Consider the following 17,755-nt stretch of genomic DNA (forward strand, 5'->3'; position numbering starts at 1 on the left):
TTACTTTTTCTTACAAATTACGCTGATAGCGCAAAATATGTATGATTAAGTGTCTTTGGCGATATCAATGGCTGAGTTGCCAGAATGCAGTACGATAACAAGGTTGTTAAGTGATTAATTTTACTTATTACCACTAAATCAACATTTATCACTAAAACCATTTGAAAAAAATTGGTATATAGATAATTAAATCCTGAAACACAGATCGCCTAGATAATCGACAACTCCCAGCTTAAAACTCAAATCGCAGCCAATAAAAAAGGGCGATAATTCGCCCTTTTCTAGTCAACTGCTGAAATTAACGTATTTGACGTTCTTCTTTCATCAGGTTTGACAGTGACTGGTACACATTGCTAACCACTTCATCGCTTAATGGCTGATCTTCGCCATCGCGAAGGAAGATTTTCGTTTCCTCTGGAGTATCACCATCTTCAAGCAGTAAACGGTAGCTACCTTCTTTCAGTGCTAACTTATCTTCGCCCCACAATGAACTCCAGAAACCAGAGTTATCGTCAAACTTGATAAAGTACAATCCTTTAGCACTATCCATATCGGCAATTTCAAAGCCCATTTCTGGTAGCACTATGCGTAGACGATCCCACACTTGCTTGTAAGAGGCTTTAGCAGACCAGTAAGCCTTACCTTCTTCAGGCGTCACGAGATCAACATTAATACCTAAGGTTTGCTTCAAACGATTCGATTGGATCGCTTGGTCGCGCTTAACGCTGATATACGCAATGGCGCTGTTCAGCATATCAATAGTGTATCTTTGCTTATCTTCACCGCTTAATAAAACTTGTTGCGCTTTATCGTCGTAGAACTCTTCGTGTTCAACTAAGTGAATAACGATATTGGCAGTGCGACCATGTGGACGTGTTTCCACATCAAAACGATAGCGTTGGCGCAACAGATAAACTTTATCCGCACCCCACATGCTCGATTCAATCACTTCACGGCTTTCAATCCAATCGGTTTCTACGTTGCCTTTGTCAAAATCACGGCTACGAACAGCAATACCTTTTTGAGCAAAGAAACCATCTAAGTTTGTGAAGATTTCTTGTTTCAAATCCACAGCATTGTCTATGGATTCAACTACGATTTTAATGTTGTCACTGCCCTCTTCCACATGAGTACCTTCCGCCATTGGCAGTACTTGCAGTGGCGGACGGATATCTAAGTTTTTGCCATACAGCGAAGCATTCACTTTAGAACCCAGTGCTGGTACATCGAATTCTTTATTGTAGGGTGGCGTTTTTAATCCCGCGGGGATCTTAAGCAAAGGCGCTTGCTCGGCCTGAACATAGTCGTCGTTACCGTTCGCTTGGCGGCGATCAAGTGGCGAACTACAGGCTGCAACTGCAGCAACTAAGATCAGTGGAGTGACTTTCTTTAACATTAATTATTTAACCTCTATCTGGGCACGAGTCATTGCTTCTATCAACAGACCATGACATTGCTCAGAAAGTTCAGTCAAAGGTAAACGAATATGGCCACATTTAATCAAACCCATACGATGGGCAGCCCATTTTACTGGGATAGGGTTGGCTTCACAAAACAGTGTGCTATACAAACCGCGCAGCGGGGTATCTATGCTCTGAGCCAACTCGGCATTGCCAGCGAGCGCCGCATCACACATAGCTTTAAAAGCCTTTGGTACTATGTTGTTAGCCACAGAAATTACGCCATTTCCACCTAAGAGTAAAAACTCTCTGGCAGTGGCATCATCACCGCTATACAAGAGGAAATCGTCGCCGCACAGTTCGCGCAGACTTTTTACACGGGATAAGTCACCGGTCGCCTCTTTTACACCAATAATGTTGCTTACGCTAACAAGCTCGGCAACAGTTTCTGGCAGCATATCAACGGCAGTACGGCCTGGAACATTATAAAGAATTTGTGGAATATCTGTGCTAGCGGCCACGGCTTTATAATGCGCAATCAATCCCTTAGGCGTTGGCTTATTATAATATGGCGTTACACCAAGCATAGCGGCAACACCCACCTTAGATAAGGACTTGGTGAGCTCAACGGCTTCAGATGTGGCATTGGCGCCATTGCCACCAATGACAGGAACACGTCCCGCAGCAAATTTAACGGTTTGTGAAACGACCGCTACATGCTCAGGCATAGGCAGAGTCGCTGACTCGCCAGTAGTACCAACGGCCACAATGGCATCTGTGCCTTGGTCAATATGGAATTCGACTAACCTTTCAAGACTTGCAAAATCTACTGAGCCATCACTGTTCATTGGCGTGATTAAGGCTACGATGCTTCCGTTTATCATCTGACTTTCCCCAAGATTTCAGGATTCGCTATGGTACTGATGCCAACCACTAATGACAAGCATTAACGGGGCTCTCAAATTGAATTAGTTATGGTAGCATTACATCCCGCACAAAAACTCAGCTTTAACCCTGAGTTTTCGCTCTATGATATCGAAAAAGTGAGGAAAATTCATGACCAATTTCCTGGTCGTAACAGCGATGGGTCTCGACCGTCCTGGACTTGTAAGTAAACTAGCTCGACTTGCCAGTGACTGTGACTGCGATATCGTCGACAGCCGTATGGCATTATTTGGTAACGAATTTACCCTGATTATGATGTTGTCTGGCTCGTGGGCATCAATAACGAAAATTGAAAGTATGTTCCCCAGTCTCAGCGTTGAGTTAGAACTGCTGACGGTGATGAAACGCACCTCTAAACACACACCACAAAACTACCTTTCTCGCCTAGAAGTACGCTTTACGGGTAAAGACCAACGCGGCACCATTAAACGTATTACCCAGTTCCTTGCTGACAGGTCATTAGATCTTGCCGCAGTACGTTCATTCTCTGAGGAACTCCCCGGTGGTGAACAAACACAAAATGTGTCGCTAACCATTAATATTCCTGAAAAAGTTGAACTAGAAAAGCTCGAACAGAGTATCTATCAGCTCGCCCAAGATATGACCTTAGATTGTACTATTCGTCGTATGGAAGGCACTGCCATCTTAGAGGACAGAGGATAATAGATGAATACCTTAACGGCTGGGGCAAAAGCGCCTCACTTTACACTGCAAGATCAACATGGTAACTCAGTATCACTGGCAGACAGCCTTAAGCAAGGCCCTGTTTTAGTGTATTTTTACCCGAAAGCATCAACGCCGGGTTGCACAGTTCAAGCCTGCGGTCTGCGTGACAGTAAAGCCGAGCTCGATAGTCATAATGTCACTGTATTTGGCATTAGCCCAGATCCTGTGGCTAAACTGGCTAAATTTGCAGAGAAACAAGCACTCAACTTCACTTTGCTGAGCGATGAAGACCACAGTGTCGCCGACGCTTTTGGGGTCTGGGGTGAAAAGAAATTCATGGGAAAAACCTATGATGGCATCCACAGATTAAGCTTCCTTATCAATACCGACGGCACCATCGCCCACGTATTCGATAAGTTTAAAACCAAAGATCACCATGAAGTCGTACTCGCGCAAATCGCGGGTTAATGACTAATATGACGACGAATACAAGGCTTCAAGCTGCTGCTTTAATCGGCACAAAAGTGTAAACGTTGTCAGTTGATCTTGGTAGCCTGAATAAATAATCGGCAATCGATAACGAAAAGGTCCTGAAATCAGGACCTTTTTCATGAAAAATTTTCACTTTCATATCACAAGATACGTTCTAACCGAGCAAAAAAACCGCAAAAGTATTCAGCTATGCCCGTATTCTATGGCATCCCAACACCGGTTATCCTGCCACATAGGGCCAAATAATCGCAGCGGCAATGCTCCACATGGTTAACCAAATAAAACGGTCAAGATAACGCCATGCCGCTGGGCGAGTAAAAATAGGCGCTAACAAACGCGCACCAAAACTTAAGCCAAAAAACCAAATAAATGATGCCAGTACGGCACCCGCGCCAAACCAAGGCCGATCGAAATCATCAAATTGAGTGCTAATGCTGCCGAGCAACACCACAGTATCAAGATACAAATGCGGATTAAGTAAACTGATCCCAAGCGTCGTCAGTACGGCTTTCTTAAATGTGTCCGCATTATCGGCCTGATCCATCTCAATGCCCTTAGCCACAAACGACGCCTTTAGCGCATTCGCACCATACCAAAGTAGAAACGCGGCGCCACCGAAACTCGCCACATGCTTAATAGTGGGAAACGACTCAATAATATGTCCTAGCCCCGCGACACCCGCAGTGATCATCAGCGCATCAATGATAGAGCAGAGCAAGGCAATCGGTAATGTGTACGAGCGCTTAATGCCTTGCTTGAGCACAAAGGCATTTTGCGCGCCCACAGCAATAATCAAACTACCACCAATTCCCATACCTTGTATAAATGCCGCTTGCATAACCACCTCTTATGTTTAAAGAAGCCGCTAGCATAGTCAAAACAACAAAATTAATATAACTAATGTTTTTTATGTATCATAAGTAAAATTAATAACCATCAAACACAGATCGATTAAGGATGACTATGCTGGAATACGCCAATCTCAAAGCGCTCGCCGTTGTGGTCTCGGAAGGCGGTTTCGATCGCGCCGCTAAAGTGCTGCACATTACTCAGTCGGCTGTATCACAGCGCATTCGACAACTTGAAGAAAAAGTCGGTCAGTCACTGCTTATTCGCTCCAATCCTGTGGTCGCAACGCCCACAGGTAAGCGCCTGTTGCGCCACTATTCACAGGTACAATTACTCGAGAGTGAATTAAGAGCCGAGATGGACGCCGACGATCCCAACCATCCAACCACAGTGCGCATCGCTGTGAATGCCGACAGTTTGGCCACGTGGTTTTTACCTGCGCTAGCAGGCATGTTCAGTCGCCACGCTTGGTTATTGGAATTAATTGTCGATGATGAGTCTTACACCCATCATCTATTGAAAAATGGTGAAGCGGTCGGATGTGTCACCACAACCGAAGTGCCGATGGCGGGTTGCAGCAGTGAGTTTTTAGGCACCATGGAATACCTATGTGTGGCCACACCCGAATTTGCCGCACGCTATTTTAGCGATCTGAGCGACACTCCATCATTTAGTGACACCTCGTCATTCAACACCATCAACCAAGCTCAGTTAGCAAAGGCGCCAGCGGTAGTGTTCTCCACCAAAGATAAGTTGCATGAGAAGTTTCTCGCCCAGTATTTCAATATGACGCCAGGGCAATGGTGGCAACATACTATCCCCTCTTCCGAGAGCTTTTTAGAAGCGATTAACTTGAGTTTAGGTTATGGGCTCGTTGGGCATTTACAAGCTAAACCATTAATCGATAAAGGGATACTGATTGAGATCACCCCAGAACGGCGCATGCGCGTGCCGCTGTTTTGGCAGCATTGGAATATCAAAGCAAAACAAACGACACTGGTTTACCGTGCCCTTGCGGCAACCGCGCAGCATAATTTGCTGCAGGCATAAAAAATCGGGCTCAAACCAAAGTTTGAGCCCGATGTTAAAAGCCTTCAATCTAATATCAAGTGAGTCTTAAAGACTCAGATTTAACATTTAAGAGTTAACTCACTCTTTATTAGCTAGCTCTTAACGCAGCAATACGTTTCTCTAATGGAGGATGACTCATCATCATTTCCGCCATTGAACGCTTGCCGTTAATACCGAAGGCTGACATTTGTGCAGGCATTGCCGTACTTTCAGGGCCTTGGCGTAAACGCTCAAGCGCAGCAATCATCTTGCCTTTACCCGCTAAACGGGCCGCGCCTTCATCGGCTTTGTACTCACGAATACGTGAGAAGTAAGCGACGATGATTGAAGCCAAGATACCGAATAACATATCCAGTACGAAAACAACGGCCATGTAAGCAAACATGCCTAAACCTTCGCCTTCTTCATCATTGCTCGACACGAAGTTGTTGATAATGCCAGCAACCACACGGGCCGCGAAGATCACGAACGTGTTAACCACACCTTGGATCAGTGTCAAGGTCACCATGTCACCGTTAGCAACGTGGCTCACTTCGTGGGCTAATACACCTTCAATTTCATCTTGGCTCATGCCATATAACAGACCCGTACTCACAGCCACTAATGAATTGTCTTTACTTGGACCAGTAGCGAACGCATTCATGTCAGGCGATTGATAAATAGCCACTTCTGGCATTTTAATCCCCGCTTGCTTAGCTTGACGGGCAACCGTCTCCACTAACCAACGTTCGGTACTGTCACGTGGGGTAGTGATGACTTCACAACCCATGGTCTTTTTCGCCATCCATTTTGAAATGGCTAAGCTGATAAAGGCCCCACCGAATCCAAAAATGGCAGCGAACACCAGCAGTCCACCCATAGTAGACGTGTTCACGCCTAGAATAGACATCACAATTGAGGCTACTAGCAACACAGCTAGGTTAGTCGCAATCAATAGAAATATACGCTTCATTTCAGCTCCTTTAGGGCAAGAATAGGCCATTTAACTTTGTTCAAAGACATAATATGTCCAAATCATCGAAATTCAAGTGGTAAAAGAAAAGAGTTTTTAAAATAGGTTATTTTTCTCGTATATAGACACTGCCTTTCATGGCCGAGAGTCTAGGGACAGTATATTAATCGAAACTTAAACTTATGCCCAAGCAACCTCAAGATACGAGTTTCATCGCGTTCTGAGAGCTTTAATTCAAGGCGCATCAATCACTGACTTTTGCATTGATGCCACACAGAAGTAGAATGCCCCGAACGCTCCATCTTGGTGGGGATAACTATCTTGAAAAACACCGCCGCTAGCCGTGCTACAGCGCAATTCTGCTTTAACTCTGTATGTTTATCGGAATTAATCTTTGTTAACATACCAATACACTCCGAGATTTCAGGATACAAAATGACAATCAACGCCCTACTACTGAGCAGCTCTCGTGTCGGTGATACGCCTTATCTTGCCCACGCGCTCCCTTTTATTAAACCGCTCACCGCCAACGCACAAAAATGGATTTTTATTCCCTATGCAGGGGTTAGCATGAGTTATGACACTTATTTAGCGTCTGTCGTGACTGGGCTAGCTGAGCTTGAACTCGATATCAGTGGTATTCATCAGCATCCAGACCCTAAACAAGCAATAAAAGATGCCGATGGAATTTTAATCGGTGGGGGTAACACCTTTCACCTGTTACACCAACTATATCATTATGATCTGGTCACGCTTATTCGTGAGCAAGTCGCCCTTGGTAAACCTTATATCGGCTGGAGTGCGGGTTCAAACGTATCGGGACTGAGTATTCGCACCACTAATGATATGCCGATCATCGAACCACCTTCGTTCAACGCATTAAACTTAGTGCCGTTCCAGCTCAATCCACACTATTCCAATTACCAAGCACCGGGCCACAATGGTGAAACCCGTGCCCAACGGTTATTAGAATTCACTAAAGTCGACCCATTAACCCCAGTGATCGGCATAGTTGAAGGCTCAGCTTTGTGGCGACAAGGAGACACACTATCACTCTTAGGTGACAAACCTGCGTATTTATTCTGTGGTGAGCAGCAAGAGATCCTAATTCCTGTGGGCAGTGACCTATCGCACTTACTCAAGTCATAATATCCACGTTAGCATATCTAAATGGGCTCACAGTTAACACCGTGAGCCTGAATCACTCATTAGCAATAATTAAGATTAACCATTTGATATTGTAAGTTTTTAATTAACACTCTCGATTCAACTGCACCAATTTTGTGTAAAAACGCCACAGAATTCAATGAGAACAGTGTTAGCTCAGCCAAGACAGTTTTTACTGCAGTACCAATTGCGATTATTTATCATAAAATCACACCGCAAAGTATTGAGAACGGCACCTAAAATAGCGCCAAGCATAATTTATGTTACAAATCTCTAGCTACGCAGGTAAAATTATCCCTTACCTCAGCTACTCGAATCCCACGACTGAGGATTTTATAGCAGACAAGTTATTAATATTTAGGGATTAGATAGACTGAAGCATATATTGTGCCTATGAATCAGCGTCATTTTAGTAAGGAGTTTCCATTTTGCGAATGAATCTTATGATGAATTACCCTACCGGTTATCCGGCATTACTCAAAAAACTACCTTTTGTCATCTTGACCGCCATCGTCTATGTCGTCGGCATAAACAACGTCAATGCCGCAGCGGCAGAGACAACACCAACGCCTACACCAGAGAAGAAATCTAAAAAATTCTCCCAAGACACAGTTATTGAACTCGCTCAACAACTGTCGCAAAAGCCATTTAAAGAAGCGAAAAAAGCACCTAAAGAACTGGTTGATCTCGATTTCGCGACCTATGGCAAAATCAATTACCAAGAAAATGCCGCGATTTGGGGCGGAACACCGACCAAATTTTCGGTACAACTTTTTGCTCCAGGCTTTCTCTATAAAAACCTTGTCGATATCGACGTGGTCGAAAACAGCAAAGCTATTCCAATTGAGCTAACAGAAGCTTCATTCGATGTCCCTAACGACACCATTGAAAAACTCATCACTCAAGTGGGCCAATACGCGGGTGTGCGTTTACATTACCCTATCAATGATGATGAAATAAAAGATGAATTCATCATGTTTCAAGGTGCGAGCTATTTTCGCGTGCTCTCTAAAGGGCAAACCTATGGCTTGTCTAATCGTGGTTTAGCGATTGATGTCGCTCAGCCAAAAGGTGAAGAATATCCCCTGTTTAAGCGTTTCTGGGTCGAGCGCCCATCTAAATATCAGACGGCAATTGTGGTTCATGCTCTGCTAGATAGCCAAAGTGTCACTGGCGCCTATCGTTTTGGTATTTATCCCGGCGCACCATCACGTGTCGAAGTGGATGTAACCTTATTCCCACGCAAAGATATCCAGCATGTGGGTCTTGCACCGCTGACCTCTATGTTCCTCTTCGGCGGACTCGATAACTCAGATAAACCCGATTACCGCCCACAAGTACATAACTCCGACGGCCTACAAATCGATCGCGGTAATGGCGAGCGCCTATGGCGTCCATTAAATAATCCTAACAAACTGCAGATCAGTGCTTTTGGCGATGAAGATATAAAGGGATTTGGTCTTATACAGCGCCATCGTAAATTTGAAGACTATCAAGATCTGAGTGCAAACTATCAACTTCGACCTTCAGCATGGATTGAACCCCTCAATGATTGGGGCAAAGGCCAACTGGTGTTGCTTGAAATTCCCTCTAATGCTGAAACCAACGACAACATAGTTGCCTATTGGGAGCCGCAAGGCGGACTGAAAAAGGATCAGCCCTATAAATACTCCTATCGCATAACAGCCTCAAACGACAGCCCTTCTACGGCGTCAAAAGCACGTGTTGTCCGCAGTACTAAGGGGCAAGTCTTAGCAAAAGGCAAAGAATTACTTATCGATTTCAGTAACATCAAGCCGCAAGATATTGATAAAATTATCATCGATGCCAGCATCAGCAAAGGTAAAATCCTGTCGTCTCGGATTGTCGCCCACCCAGACATCAATGGCGCTCGAGTATTTATCAGCTTCGAACCAGAAAGTACCAATGTAGCCGAACTGAGAATACAGCTTAAGAAAGACGATAAACCACTTGCAGCGACTTGGCTGTACCGCTGGAATAGCGATGATTGGCAATAAGCTAATATTCACTAGTATCACTGTCTAACAAGCATAAACTGAACGAGTAAATGAATAAAAGCGCCAGTTTTTACTGGCGCTTTTTTATACCTAGGATTTTATTTATAGGCTTACTATTTATAGGTTTTATCTCTAGCATAAATAGAACAAGCCAAGGCTAAAAACTCACGACCTGCTTTCAGCAAACATAATCCCATACCTTATCGCCCGACTTCTCTGCCAACATAACTACAGGCTTAATTCAAATGACACTATCAGCTTAAAACGTAGCACTATTGTGTGATTTTAGGGTTATTAGCCTCTCCTGATGTGCGTCGCCGCAAGGACCTCTGCGAACTAAAGTAAGCAGTACGTTAAGTGTGTCAGTCAAGTTTGACCTTAAACCCCTCACGAAGAATGCCGACTAAAAGTAGAAATCTAAATGCAAAAAATCCTCGATATAAATATCGAGGATTTTTCTTTTTTGGTACCCGAGGCCAGACTTGAACTGGCACGCTGTTACCAGCGAGGGATTTTAAATCCCTTGTGTCTACCGATTCCACCACTCGGGCAAACGCTGAATATTCATGACGGGAATCATGTCAAAAATATTATTAACTCTACATCATTAACGCTTAACACTAATAAATCTATTTAATAAAGCCTATTGAAGATTCGGACTTTATTTTTACCATCACTATCAAAATAATGGTACCCGAGGCCAGACTTGAACTGGCACGCTGTTACCAGCGAGGGATTTTAAATCCCTTGTGTCTACCGATTCCACCACTCGGGCAAACTCTTGATATTAACGACGGGAATCGTGTCATTAATACTTTAATCTATGGAGGCGCGACCCGGAGTCGAACCGAGATCGACGGATTTGCAATCCGCAGCATAGCCATTCTGCCATCGCGCCATAGTTGCTAACTCATGTTGAGTAGAATTAGACTTTAAAAATATTGGAGCGACATATCGGGTTCGAACCGATGACCTATACCTTGGCAAGGTATCGCTCTACCAACTGAGCTAATGTCGCATCTTGTTTTACTATTCACTCAGATAAACAAAGCATTTCACTTTATTATCTAGCTAATATCAAACGTCAATATTTGGTAACGTTAAGACTTTGTTTGCACATTGCCTCTTGTCTACGGGGTGGCATTCTACCGATTTACCACCCAGTGTCAACCGCTGTTTTATCGATAACTTACTGCTTGCACACTAAATAATCTCTTTGATTTTTTATTGCACTATTCAGCGGTAAGATCTTTCCAAGCGGCTAAAATGTAACTCATCATTGACCAAAACGTTAATACAGCGGCGATATATAACAGTACAAATGCGGCATTCGTCATTAAAGGATTGTATTGCCAAATCAGCCCAATAATTGCCACCATTTGCGCAGCCGTCTTATATTTACCAATCCAAGACACGGCGACAGTACCACGTTTACCAATTTCAGCCATCCATTCCCTCAACGCTGAAATGACAATCTCGCGACCTATCATAAACAGGGCGGGCAATGTCAGCCAGATATTCGCGTATTGATCGACCAACAAAACTAAAGCTGTAATCACCATCAACTTATCAGCGACTGGGTCAAGAAAAGCGCCAAAACGAGTTAATTGTTTCAATTTACGGGCAGCATAACCATCTAATGCATCCGTTAACGCCGCAAGCCAAAAGGTAAATGCGGCAACAAAAGGGGTCCAGTCATAGGGTAAATAAAACAGCACCACAAAAATGGGCAGTAAAAAAAGCCTGAAAAGAGTTAATGCTATAGGTAAGTTAAACGGCATGATCAAACCAGTTAGTCAAAAGCAGCGCCAATCTTGCCTTAATTTTATCACCCTCGCAATGCATCATGAATGGTTTGTGCCATTTCTATGCTGATCCCTGGTACTTTGACTAATTCCGCCACACTTGCCCCTTTCACTTCCTGTAAGCCTCCTAAATGCTGTAACAAAGCTTTACGACGTTTAGGACCAATACCAGGGATAGATTCCAGTGTTGAAGTATTACGGGTTTTCTGGCGACGGTTACGGTGGCCAGTGATTGCAAATCGATGGGATTCATCACGAATATGTTGGATAAGGTGCAGTGCTGGCGAATCCCCTTCGAGGGAAAAGCTAGTTTCGGTATCCCCTAAGATCAAGGTTTCAAGCCCAGGTTTACGGCCCTCACCTTTCGCCACCCCAATAAGCTGCGGCGCTTTATCCAAATGAACAAACTTTTCATCTACTATCTTTTGGGCAATACGCAACTGCCCTAGTCCACCATCAATAAACAGAATGTCAGGGATTTTGCCGCCCGCTTCAATTTTATCGAAACGTCGGCTCACCGCTTGCTTCATCGCCGCATAATCATCACCCGGCGTAATACCGTCAATATTATAACGACGATACTCGCCTTTATGCGGTCCTTCTCGATTAAACACCACACAGGAGGCAACGGTGCTCTCCCCCATGGTATGACTGATATCGAAACATTCCATCCGCTGGATAGGCCCACTCAACTCTAAGATTTCTTCGAGTAACACAAAACGCTGTTCGACGGTGTTCTTATGGGACAGGCGCGTAACCACTGCATTCGTCGCATTAGTCACGGCTAAACGTAAGAAGCTCGCCCTGTCGGCGCGAACATTAGTCTTAATCGAAAACTTTTTATCTAGCGCCTCTGAAATCGCCGCTTCAAGTTCATGTAATTCTTCAAAATTATGGCTAATCACCACTTCTTTTGGAATAGTGCGTTGAATATCTGCATTTAAATAAAACTGTAGGATAAAGGAGCGTAGCACCTCATCCATATCAGTTTGGGCTGGCACTGAAGGATAATAACTACGACTGCCAAAAATTTTACCTTCGCGGATAAATAGCAGGTGGAAACAGGCGATGCCTGACGCATAATGCACCCCAATAACATCCATATCGCCTTTATTATTAGAGACTTCCTGTTGCTCGGCAACTTTACGCAGCGCCATGATCTGATCGCGAAATCGTGCAGCCTGTTCATAGGCTTGCTGCTCGGCCGCAAGTTCCATTTTATCAACCAAGGCGCTGATCACTTGCTGATCTTTCCCCTTTAAAAACAGGCTGGCTAATTTCACTTGCTCATCGTAATCAGCGTTACTGACTTTGCCCACGCAGGGCGCGCTACAGCGAGACAGTTGATATTGCAAACAAGGGCGTGAGCGCGATTTGTAGTAAAGATCGTCACATTGACGAATAGGAAACAGCTTCTGCATCAAATGCAGGCTTTCACGCACAGCACCGCCATTGGGATAAGGACCAAAATAGTGGCCTTTTTCCCGCTGCGGACCGCGATGATAGGCAAGCCTTGGGTGCTCATGCTGGCTTAATAAGATGTAAGGGTAAGATTTGTCATCACGCAACAACACATTGTATTTTGGCATGTATTGCTTGATGTAATCATTCTCAAGCAACAGAGCATCTGTTTCACTGTGGGTCAGCGTCACATCAATATGGTGAATATGTGAAACTAAGGCTTGGGTCTTAACATTACCGAGGTTTTTACGAAAATACGAGGTGAGCCGTTTTTTAAGATCTTTGGCTTTACCCACATAAATGACGTCATTCTTGACGTCATACATGCGATAAACCCCAGCGGAGGATGAAACAGTACGTAAGAAACTTTGGGCGTTAAATTCATTAGACATCATTCACACCCACAGTTTTGGAGACTTAACACAAACAACATAGGAACATATAACCCAAGAACTCGCTAGATTAAAGTCATCGACCAACGCAATCCACTTTCCATTAAAAATGGCCAGCATCCAACATCTTATAGCGAATAGCTAACCGCGTTAGTTCGACATCACCACTGATCCCCAGCTTAGCAAATAAACGATAACGGTAACTGTTAACGGTTTTAGGACTTAAGTTCAGTTGCTCAGAAATATCGTTAACCTTCTCGCCATTGGTGATCATCAACATGATCTGTAACTCGCGCTCGGACAAAGACTTAAACGGGTTTTCATCGGCGGGATTAAACTGACTCAGCGCCATCTGTTGGGCAATTTCTGGGGACAAATAACGTTGTCCGCGAGAGACCTGACGTATCGCTTGCAATACTTCCGGCGGCGTCGCTCCTTTTGTTAAATAGCCCGAAGCACCAGCCTGCATCACCTTACTTGGGAACGGATCTTCCGTGTGTACAGTTAATACAATAATTTTTGCATGGGGTTGATATCGTAAAATTTTTCGAGTGGCTTCCAATCCGCCCATCCCAGGCATATTCATATCCATTAAGATCACATCCGCTTCATTCTGGCGAGCCCACTGCACCGCAGTCTCACCATCAGGGGCTTCGCCCACGACTTTGATCCCACGTTCATCTTCCAAGATGCGGCGGATCCCAGTTCTCACAAGCTCATGATCGTCAACCAAATATATCGAAATCAACTTAACCCACCTTTTACAATTTACAGCTCGATCCGTGTGTTAAACAAAGCAACATGGCAAACGGATAACGAGTTCATAGGGCTAATTTAGCCCAACAACCCCATTTCGCAAAGCATAAATTCAACATTGTTAACTAGATGATATTTAAAGGAAGGATTCCAGAATAGCATACCAATAAAAAGCGTTTAAAAACGAAGCAATAACCCCAGAATGACCAGCCTAAAATCCCTGTTAAATCGATATCAAAATATCCAGCAAATATAGGCAATTTTTCAGTTCAAGAAAAACAAAAGGCCATCATTACTGTTAGCCTTTCACGTGAAAATAGCAGAAGAGATACGCTTAGAATCAGGAACCTAAGGTTTTTAAATAGCTTAAATGCAAAAAGGCGCAAGAACTGCGCTTAGAATGGAGAACCCTAGTTCAAATTTCACACACAAAAAAGGCCATGAATAAACATGGCCTTTTTTGTAAAATATGGCGGAGGAGCAGGGATTTGAACCCTGGGTGGGCTATAAACCCACGCCGGTTTTCAAGACCGGTGCATTAAACCACTCTGCCACCCCTCCGAACGAGCGAGATAATAGCTATCTCTGTCGCCACTGTAAACTTAAATTTATGGTTAATAGTGTTGATTGACTATTTCATATTCACTTAAATCGAAAGCCGTGAACAACAAAGGACTTAGGATGAGAAAATTGAAATGAAAATTGCACAAACAAAAAAGGCCATCATTACTGATGGCCTTTTCCATGAATATGGCGGAGGAGCAGGGATTTGAACCCTGGGTGGGCTATAAACCCACGCCGGTTTTCAAGACCGGTGCATTAAACCACTCTGCCACCCCTCCGAACGAGCGAGATAATAGCTATCAACTACTCTGCTGTAAACCCTTAATTTAAAGAAGTAATCTACATGGTCAATCTACATCCAATCCGCTTAAAAATATTGCGTTATTCAACTTATCTTTGACACCCTTGTCAGTTGAAGTGCCATTTTAAGGTGGCACACTTCGCACTATATTAAAACTAAGCTCGATTGATATTGATTAAACGGTCAGATAGTTTCTGCATCTCAAGGCTTAACACATCAAGCGCCGTTGCATCGAGAGAGTTATCTTCACTGATGCTATTTATTCGCACCGCCAACTCATTAATTTCTTGAGTGACTTGGCTTTGCTGCTGAGCAGCTAACGCGATTTGTTGGGCACGCTGTGAAATATCATCGAAACTTTGTACGGTACTCGATAGAGAATCGGCAGCGCCCTCAGCCTCCGCAACCGCATGGACAGTGCGGGACTCCCCAGCTTGCATTGCTTGCACAGCGAGCCGCGAAGCCGATTGCAAAGCGTTAATCATGGTACTAATTTCATTGGCCGAATCTTGAGTTCGCCCCGCAAGGGTTCGAACTTCATCAGCAACGACTGCAAAACCGCGGCCCTGATCGCCCGCTCTAGCCGCCTCAATTGCCGCATTGAGAGCGAGCAAATTAGTCTGCTCAGAAATCGCCTTAATCACATCTAATACAGCGCCCACCTTTTGACTGTCTTGGGCCAATTGGGATATCACCTTAGTTGCGTTGGCAATTTCTCCTGATAATGCCTCGATGGAAGTATTGCTGGCTGCAACACGGGTTTGCCCTTCTCGCACTACAATCAAAGACGATTGCGCAGTTGCAGCACAATCATTGGTATTATTCGCAACTTCCATAGCGCTTGAAGACATTTGCGTTATCGCAGCGGCTAATTGTGCACTCTCCAGCCGCTGTTGTTCTGCGCGCTGAGCTAACTTACGGCTAAGTCCGCTTAATTGCGTTGCCTCAAATTGAATTTTCTTCGCTTCTTGAGTGATCAGATCTAACATTGCCCTTAACGTCCCTGCATAGGTGTTTACGGCTCGGCGCAAAGCGCCAATCTCATCATCCCGCTGAATTTGCAGTTCAACATTCGCCTCCAAACTACCGCTCCCAAGGGAAGCAATTTGATCTGTGGTTTCCTCAAGTTGCGCCAACAGTTTTTTACCCGATAACCAAGCCAGAGAAAGTAAAATGGCGAGTAATGGTAATAAAAACAATAAAATATCAAATGTCAGCTCACGGGCAAGCCCTGTAACTCGCGTTTTAGGCGTCACAAGGCCAATCACCCATCCGGTATCAGGCATTACAAAAAGGCTCACCTCACTCGCCTGATTAAGTCTTCCATCCTTATTTAAGCTTACAGACACCACTTTGTTGATTGAGGTTTGCTTAAGTGCAGTTTCAACGGGGGCAAGCCAAGGTAACTGCGCGACGATATCCGTAAAACGTAACAAAGTGTCGGACTTATTCGTTTCAGGAAAATGTAAGATATTACCCGCTTGGTCTAAAGCGAAAGCATAACCGTCAGTCACATTGCCATGTTCTGTTAAAAATTTGGCTAAATCATCAAGTTTTAAATCTATCGTTGCGACCCCAGCAAATGTCCCCGTGAGACGATATGGCACACTACATGTCACCATAGCCACCTTTGTAACCGGATCTTGATAAGCCTCTGACCATAAACATTGAGATACTGAGCTAGTCCGCGCGCCCGTATACCAAGGATCATTATGATACCCAGGGCCAGATGGCGCATTATAGTCATCCGAATAAGCCAGTAGATTATCGCTACCACGCGCCCAGAAGAAACTGTGGCGAATACTCCCTGCGACAAATTTATTTGGCTCAGGCCAGATCCCACCGCCAGCAATAGTGAGATCGCCATTGTTATCAATTAGATTAGGTAAAGAATTAAGATAAAGAGCTTGCTCGTGGGGCAACACTTCGGCGAGGTGTGCAAGGCTTAAAGTAATCCCCTCAATGCTTGCCAACTTAAGGGCGAGTTGCCTTACGATACTGCTACCCGTTTGCTCAATTAACTCTTGACTCGCCGCCACCACTCGAGGCTGCCCTCGAAGTGACATCACACCAAAAACCGCGAGCCCGGTCAGTAGAAGCAGCACTACACTGCCCATTGTGAGCTGCTGCGAAATACGTGTAGGTAACAACATAGCTTTTTCTACTTAAAATAAGTCACCCAGATGGGAGAATTGTTCGGCCGTATGGTCCAAGACTGTCGAGAATCATACGTCGCACCATCCTAGTGCAAATTTTAAAGGCCATAAAAACCATTAACTTGGCCACAAACTTAGTGTAGACCATAAATGAGAAGCGCGGATAAAAAAGCCCATTAATCAGTAGCAGTCACTGATATCAGAATGAAGAATCTAGGGTTAACACAATGAACAATCATGACAGATAGTCTTTCCCTAAAGCATGGCACTGACGCCACGTTTAGGGTCAAAACCTAAGAGCGGAATTAGCACAAATGCAAAACGCCGCTAATTGCTTAGCGGCATTTTAACTAAATATGGCGCAAGAGCTGAACTTAGAATAAGGAACCTTGGTTCAAATTACACAAACAAAAAAGGCCATCATTACTGATGGCCTTTTTTGTAAATATAGCGGAGGAGATGCGCTTCAAATCAGGAACCAAAGGGTTCAAACTGTATAAATGCAAAAATCCGCTAATTGCTTAGCGGATTTTTGACTAAATATGGCGGAGGAGCAGGGATTTGAACCCTGGGTGGGCTATAAACCCACGCCGGTTTTCAAGACCGGTGCATTAAACCACTCTGCCACCCCTCCGAACGCCGAAAATAATATAAGTATACCGCTAACTTGTAAACCTCAATTTTTAAATATCGAGTCAAATGCTCAACTTATGTTCACCCCGATGTTTTTTACAACAAATACATGCCCAGTTTCAACGAA

General features: G+C 44.3%; 13 protein-coding genes and 7 tRNA genes. 5 read left to right on the forward strand and 15 right to left on the reverse strand.

Annotated elements, in window-relative coordinates:
- Positions 1-298: 298 nt before the first annotated feature.
- Together bamC and dapA are read right to left on the reverse strand one after the other, a co-directional pair.
- Positions 299-1,396 (reverse strand): outer membrane protein assembly factor BamC, encoded by a 1,098-nt coding sequence (gene bamC, locus L5M71_RS07295; protein WP_131523287.1) that lies wholly within the window; start codon positions 1,394-1,396, stop codon positions 299-301.
- Positions 1,397-1,399: 3 nt separating this feature from the next.
- On the reverse strand, positions 1,400-2,284 hold the full coding sequence (gene dapA, locus L5M71_RS07300) for a 4-hydroxy-tetrahydrodipicolinate synthase (RefSeq protein ID WP_263208022.1): 885 nt from the start codon (positions 2,282-2,284) through the stop codon (positions 1,400-1,402).
- A 172-nt stretch (positions 2,285-2,456) separates the two neighbouring features.
- Here dapA and L5M71_RS07305 point away from each other — a divergent pair, with 172 nt between their 5' ends.
- Both L5M71_RS07305 and bcp read left to right on the forward strand, forming a co-directional pair.
- On the forward strand, positions 2,457-3,008 hold the full coding sequence (locus L5M71_RS07305; RefSeq protein ID WP_028759648.1) for a glycine cleavage system protein R: 552 nt from the start codon (positions 2,457-2,459) through the stop codon (positions 3,006-3,008).
- 3 nt (positions 3,009-3,011) lie between these two features.
- Positions 3,012-3,479, forward strand: a complete 468-nt coding sequence (gene bcp / locus L5M71_RS07310; protein WP_113940881.1) for a thioredoxin-dependent thiol peroxidase — start codon at positions 3,012-3,014, stop codon at positions 3,477-3,479.
- Positions 3,480-3,723: 244 nt separating this feature from the next.
- Here the strand turns inward: bcp and L5M71_RS07315 are convergent, their stop codons facing one another.
- On the reverse strand, positions 3,724-4,341 hold the full coding sequence (locus L5M71_RS07315) for a LysE/ArgO family amino acid transporter (protein ID WP_113940882.1): 618 nt from the start codon (positions 4,339-4,341) through the stop codon (positions 3,724-3,726).
- Positions 4,342-4,466: 125 nt separating this feature from the next.
- Here L5M71_RS07315 and L5M71_RS07320 point away from each other — a divergent pair, with 125 nt between their 5' ends.
- On the forward strand, positions 4,467-5,402 hold the full coding sequence (locus tag L5M71_RS07320) for a LysR family transcriptional regulator ArgP (protein WP_107947972.1): 936 nt from the start codon (positions 4,467-4,469) through the stop codon (positions 5,400-5,402).
- A gap of 109 nt (positions 5,403-5,511) precedes the next feature.
- On the opposite strand, the gene htpX is transcribed toward L5M71_RS07320, so the two are convergent.
- A complete protein-coding gene (htpX, locus tag L5M71_RS07325) occupies positions 5,512-6,375 on the reverse strand; it encodes a protease HtpX (protein WP_006082065.1) in 864 nt (287 codons plus the stop codon).
- Positions 6,376-6,810: 435 nt separating this feature from the next.
- Between htpX and pepE the strand changes: the two genes are divergently transcribed.
- The gene (gene pepE, locus L5M71_RS07330; protein ID WP_219251641.1) at positions 6,811-7,524 is read left to right on the forward strand and encodes a dipeptidase PepE; all 714 of its coding nucleotides are present in this window, start codon (positions 6,811-6,813) and stop codon (positions 7,522-7,524) included.
- A 446-nt stretch (positions 7,525-7,970) separates the two neighbouring features.
- A complete protein-coding gene (locus tag L5M71_RS07335; RefSeq protein WP_411568968.1) occupies positions 7,971-9,560 on the forward strand; it encodes a glucan biosynthesis protein G in 1,590 nt (529 codons plus the stop codon).
- A gap of 464 nt (positions 9,561-10,024) precedes the next feature.
- On the opposite strand, the gene L5M71_RS07340 is transcribed toward L5M71_RS07335, so the two are convergent.
- The 11 genes from L5M71_RS07340 to L5M71_RS07390 all read right to left on the reverse strand — a co-directional run bounded on the left by L5M71_RS07340 (position 10,025) and on the right by L5M71_RS07390 (position 17,629).
- A tRNA-Leu gene (locus tag L5M71_RS07340) sits at positions 10,025-10,111 on the reverse strand.
- A gap of 137 nt (positions 10,112-10,248) precedes the next feature.
- Positions 10,249-10,335 (reverse strand) — tRNA-Leu (locus tag L5M71_RS07345).
- A gap of 49 nt (positions 10,336-10,384) precedes the next feature.
- Positions 10,385-10,458: transfer RNA gene (locus L5M71_RS07350), tRNA-Cys, on the reverse strand.
- A 44-nt stretch (positions 10,459-10,502) separates the two neighbouring features.
- A tRNA-Gly gene (locus L5M71_RS07355) sits at positions 10,503-10,578 on the reverse strand.
- A 214-nt stretch (positions 10,579-10,792) separates the two neighbouring features.
- Positions 10,793-11,341, reverse strand: a complete 549-nt coding sequence (gene pgsA, locus L5M71_RS07360; protein WP_028759642.1) for a CDP-diacylglycerol--glycerol-3-phosphate 3-phosphatidyltransferase — start codon at positions 11,339-11,341, stop codon at positions 10,793-10,795.
- A gap of 47 nt (positions 11,342-11,388) precedes the next feature.
- Positions 11,389-13,218, reverse strand: a complete 1,830-nt coding sequence (gene uvrC, locus L5M71_RS07365; protein ID WP_263181527.1) for an excinuclease ABC subunit UvrC — start codon at positions 13,216-13,218, stop codon at positions 11,389-11,391.
- A 103-nt stretch (positions 13,219-13,321) separates the two neighbouring features.
- The gene (gene uvrY, locus L5M71_RS07370) at positions 13,322-13,966 is read right to left on the reverse strand and encodes a UvrY/SirA/GacA family response regulator transcription factor (RefSeq protein ID WP_006082070.1); all 645 of its coding nucleotides are present in this window, start codon (positions 13,964-13,966) and stop codon (positions 13,322-13,324) included.
- 478 nt (positions 13,967-14,444) lie between these two features.
- A tRNA-Ser gene (locus L5M71_RS07375) sits at positions 14,445-14,535 on the reverse strand.
- Between the two features lie 190 nt (positions 14,536-14,725).
- Positions 14,726-14,816, reverse strand: a tRNA-Ser gene (locus tag L5M71_RS07380).
- A gap of 178 nt (positions 14,817-14,994) precedes the next feature.
- Positions 14,995-16,992 carry a methyl-accepting chemotaxis protein gene (locus L5M71_RS07385; RefSeq protein WP_263208025.1) on the reverse strand — a complete coding sequence of 666 codons (1,998 nt, stop codon included), beginning with the start codon at positions 16,990-16,992 and terminating at the stop codon, positions 14,995-14,997.
- A 546-nt stretch (positions 16,993-17,538) separates the two neighbouring features.
- A tRNA-Ser gene (locus L5M71_RS07390) sits at positions 17,539-17,629 on the reverse strand.
- Positions 17,630-17,755 lie beyond the last annotated feature (126 nt).

The sequence above is a fragment of the Shewanella sp. SW1 genome, from assembly GCF_025653545.1.
Taxonomy (GTDB): Bacteria; Pseudomonadota; Gammaproteobacteria; order Enterobacterales; family Shewanellaceae; genus Shewanella; species Shewanella oncorhynchi.

Excerpts from the sequence above, each read along its gene's own strand:
- bamC (WP_131523287.1), bottom strand. The coding sequence starts at position 1,396 with ATGTTAAAGAAAGTCACTCCACTGATCTTAGTTGCTGCAGTTGCAGCC.
- dapA (WP_263208022.1), bottom strand. The coding sequence starts at position 2,284 with ATGATAAACGGAAGCATCGTAGCCTTAATCACGCCAATGAACAGTGAT.
- L5M71_RS07305 (WP_028759648.1), top strand. The coding sequence starts at position 2,457 with ATGACCAATTTCCTGGTCGTAACAGCGATGGGTCTCGACCGTCCTGGA.
- bcp (WP_113940881.1), top strand. The coding sequence starts at position 3,012 with ATGAATACCTTAACGGCTGGGGCAAAAGCGCCTCACTTTACACTGCAA.
- L5M71_RS07315 (WP_113940882.1), bottom strand. The coding sequence starts at position 4,341 with ATGCAAGCGGCATTTATACAAGGTATGGGAATTGGTGGTAGTTTGATT.
- L5M71_RS07320 (WP_107947972.1), top strand. The coding sequence starts at position 4,467 with ATGCTGGAATACGCCAATCTCAAAGCGCTCGCCGTTGTGGTCTCGGAA.
- htpX (WP_006082065.1), bottom strand. The coding sequence starts at position 6,375 with ATGAAGCGTATATTTCTATTGATTGCGACTAACCTAGCTGTGTTGCTA.
- pepE (WP_219251641.1), top strand. The coding sequence starts at position 6,811 with ATGACAATCAACGCCCTACTACTGAGCAGCTCTCGTGTCGGTGATACG.
- pgsA (WP_028759642.1), bottom strand. The coding sequence starts at position 11,341 with ATGCCGTTTAACTTACCTATAGCATTAACTCTTTTCAGGCTTTTTTTA.
- uvrC (WP_263181527.1), bottom strand. The coding sequence starts at position 13,218 with ATGTCTAATGAATTTAACGCCCAAAGTTTCTTACGTACTGTTTCATCC.
- L5M71_RS07385 (WP_263208025.1), bottom strand. The coding sequence starts at position 16,992 with ATGTTGTTACCTACACGTATTTCGCAGCAGCTCACAATGGGCAGTGTA.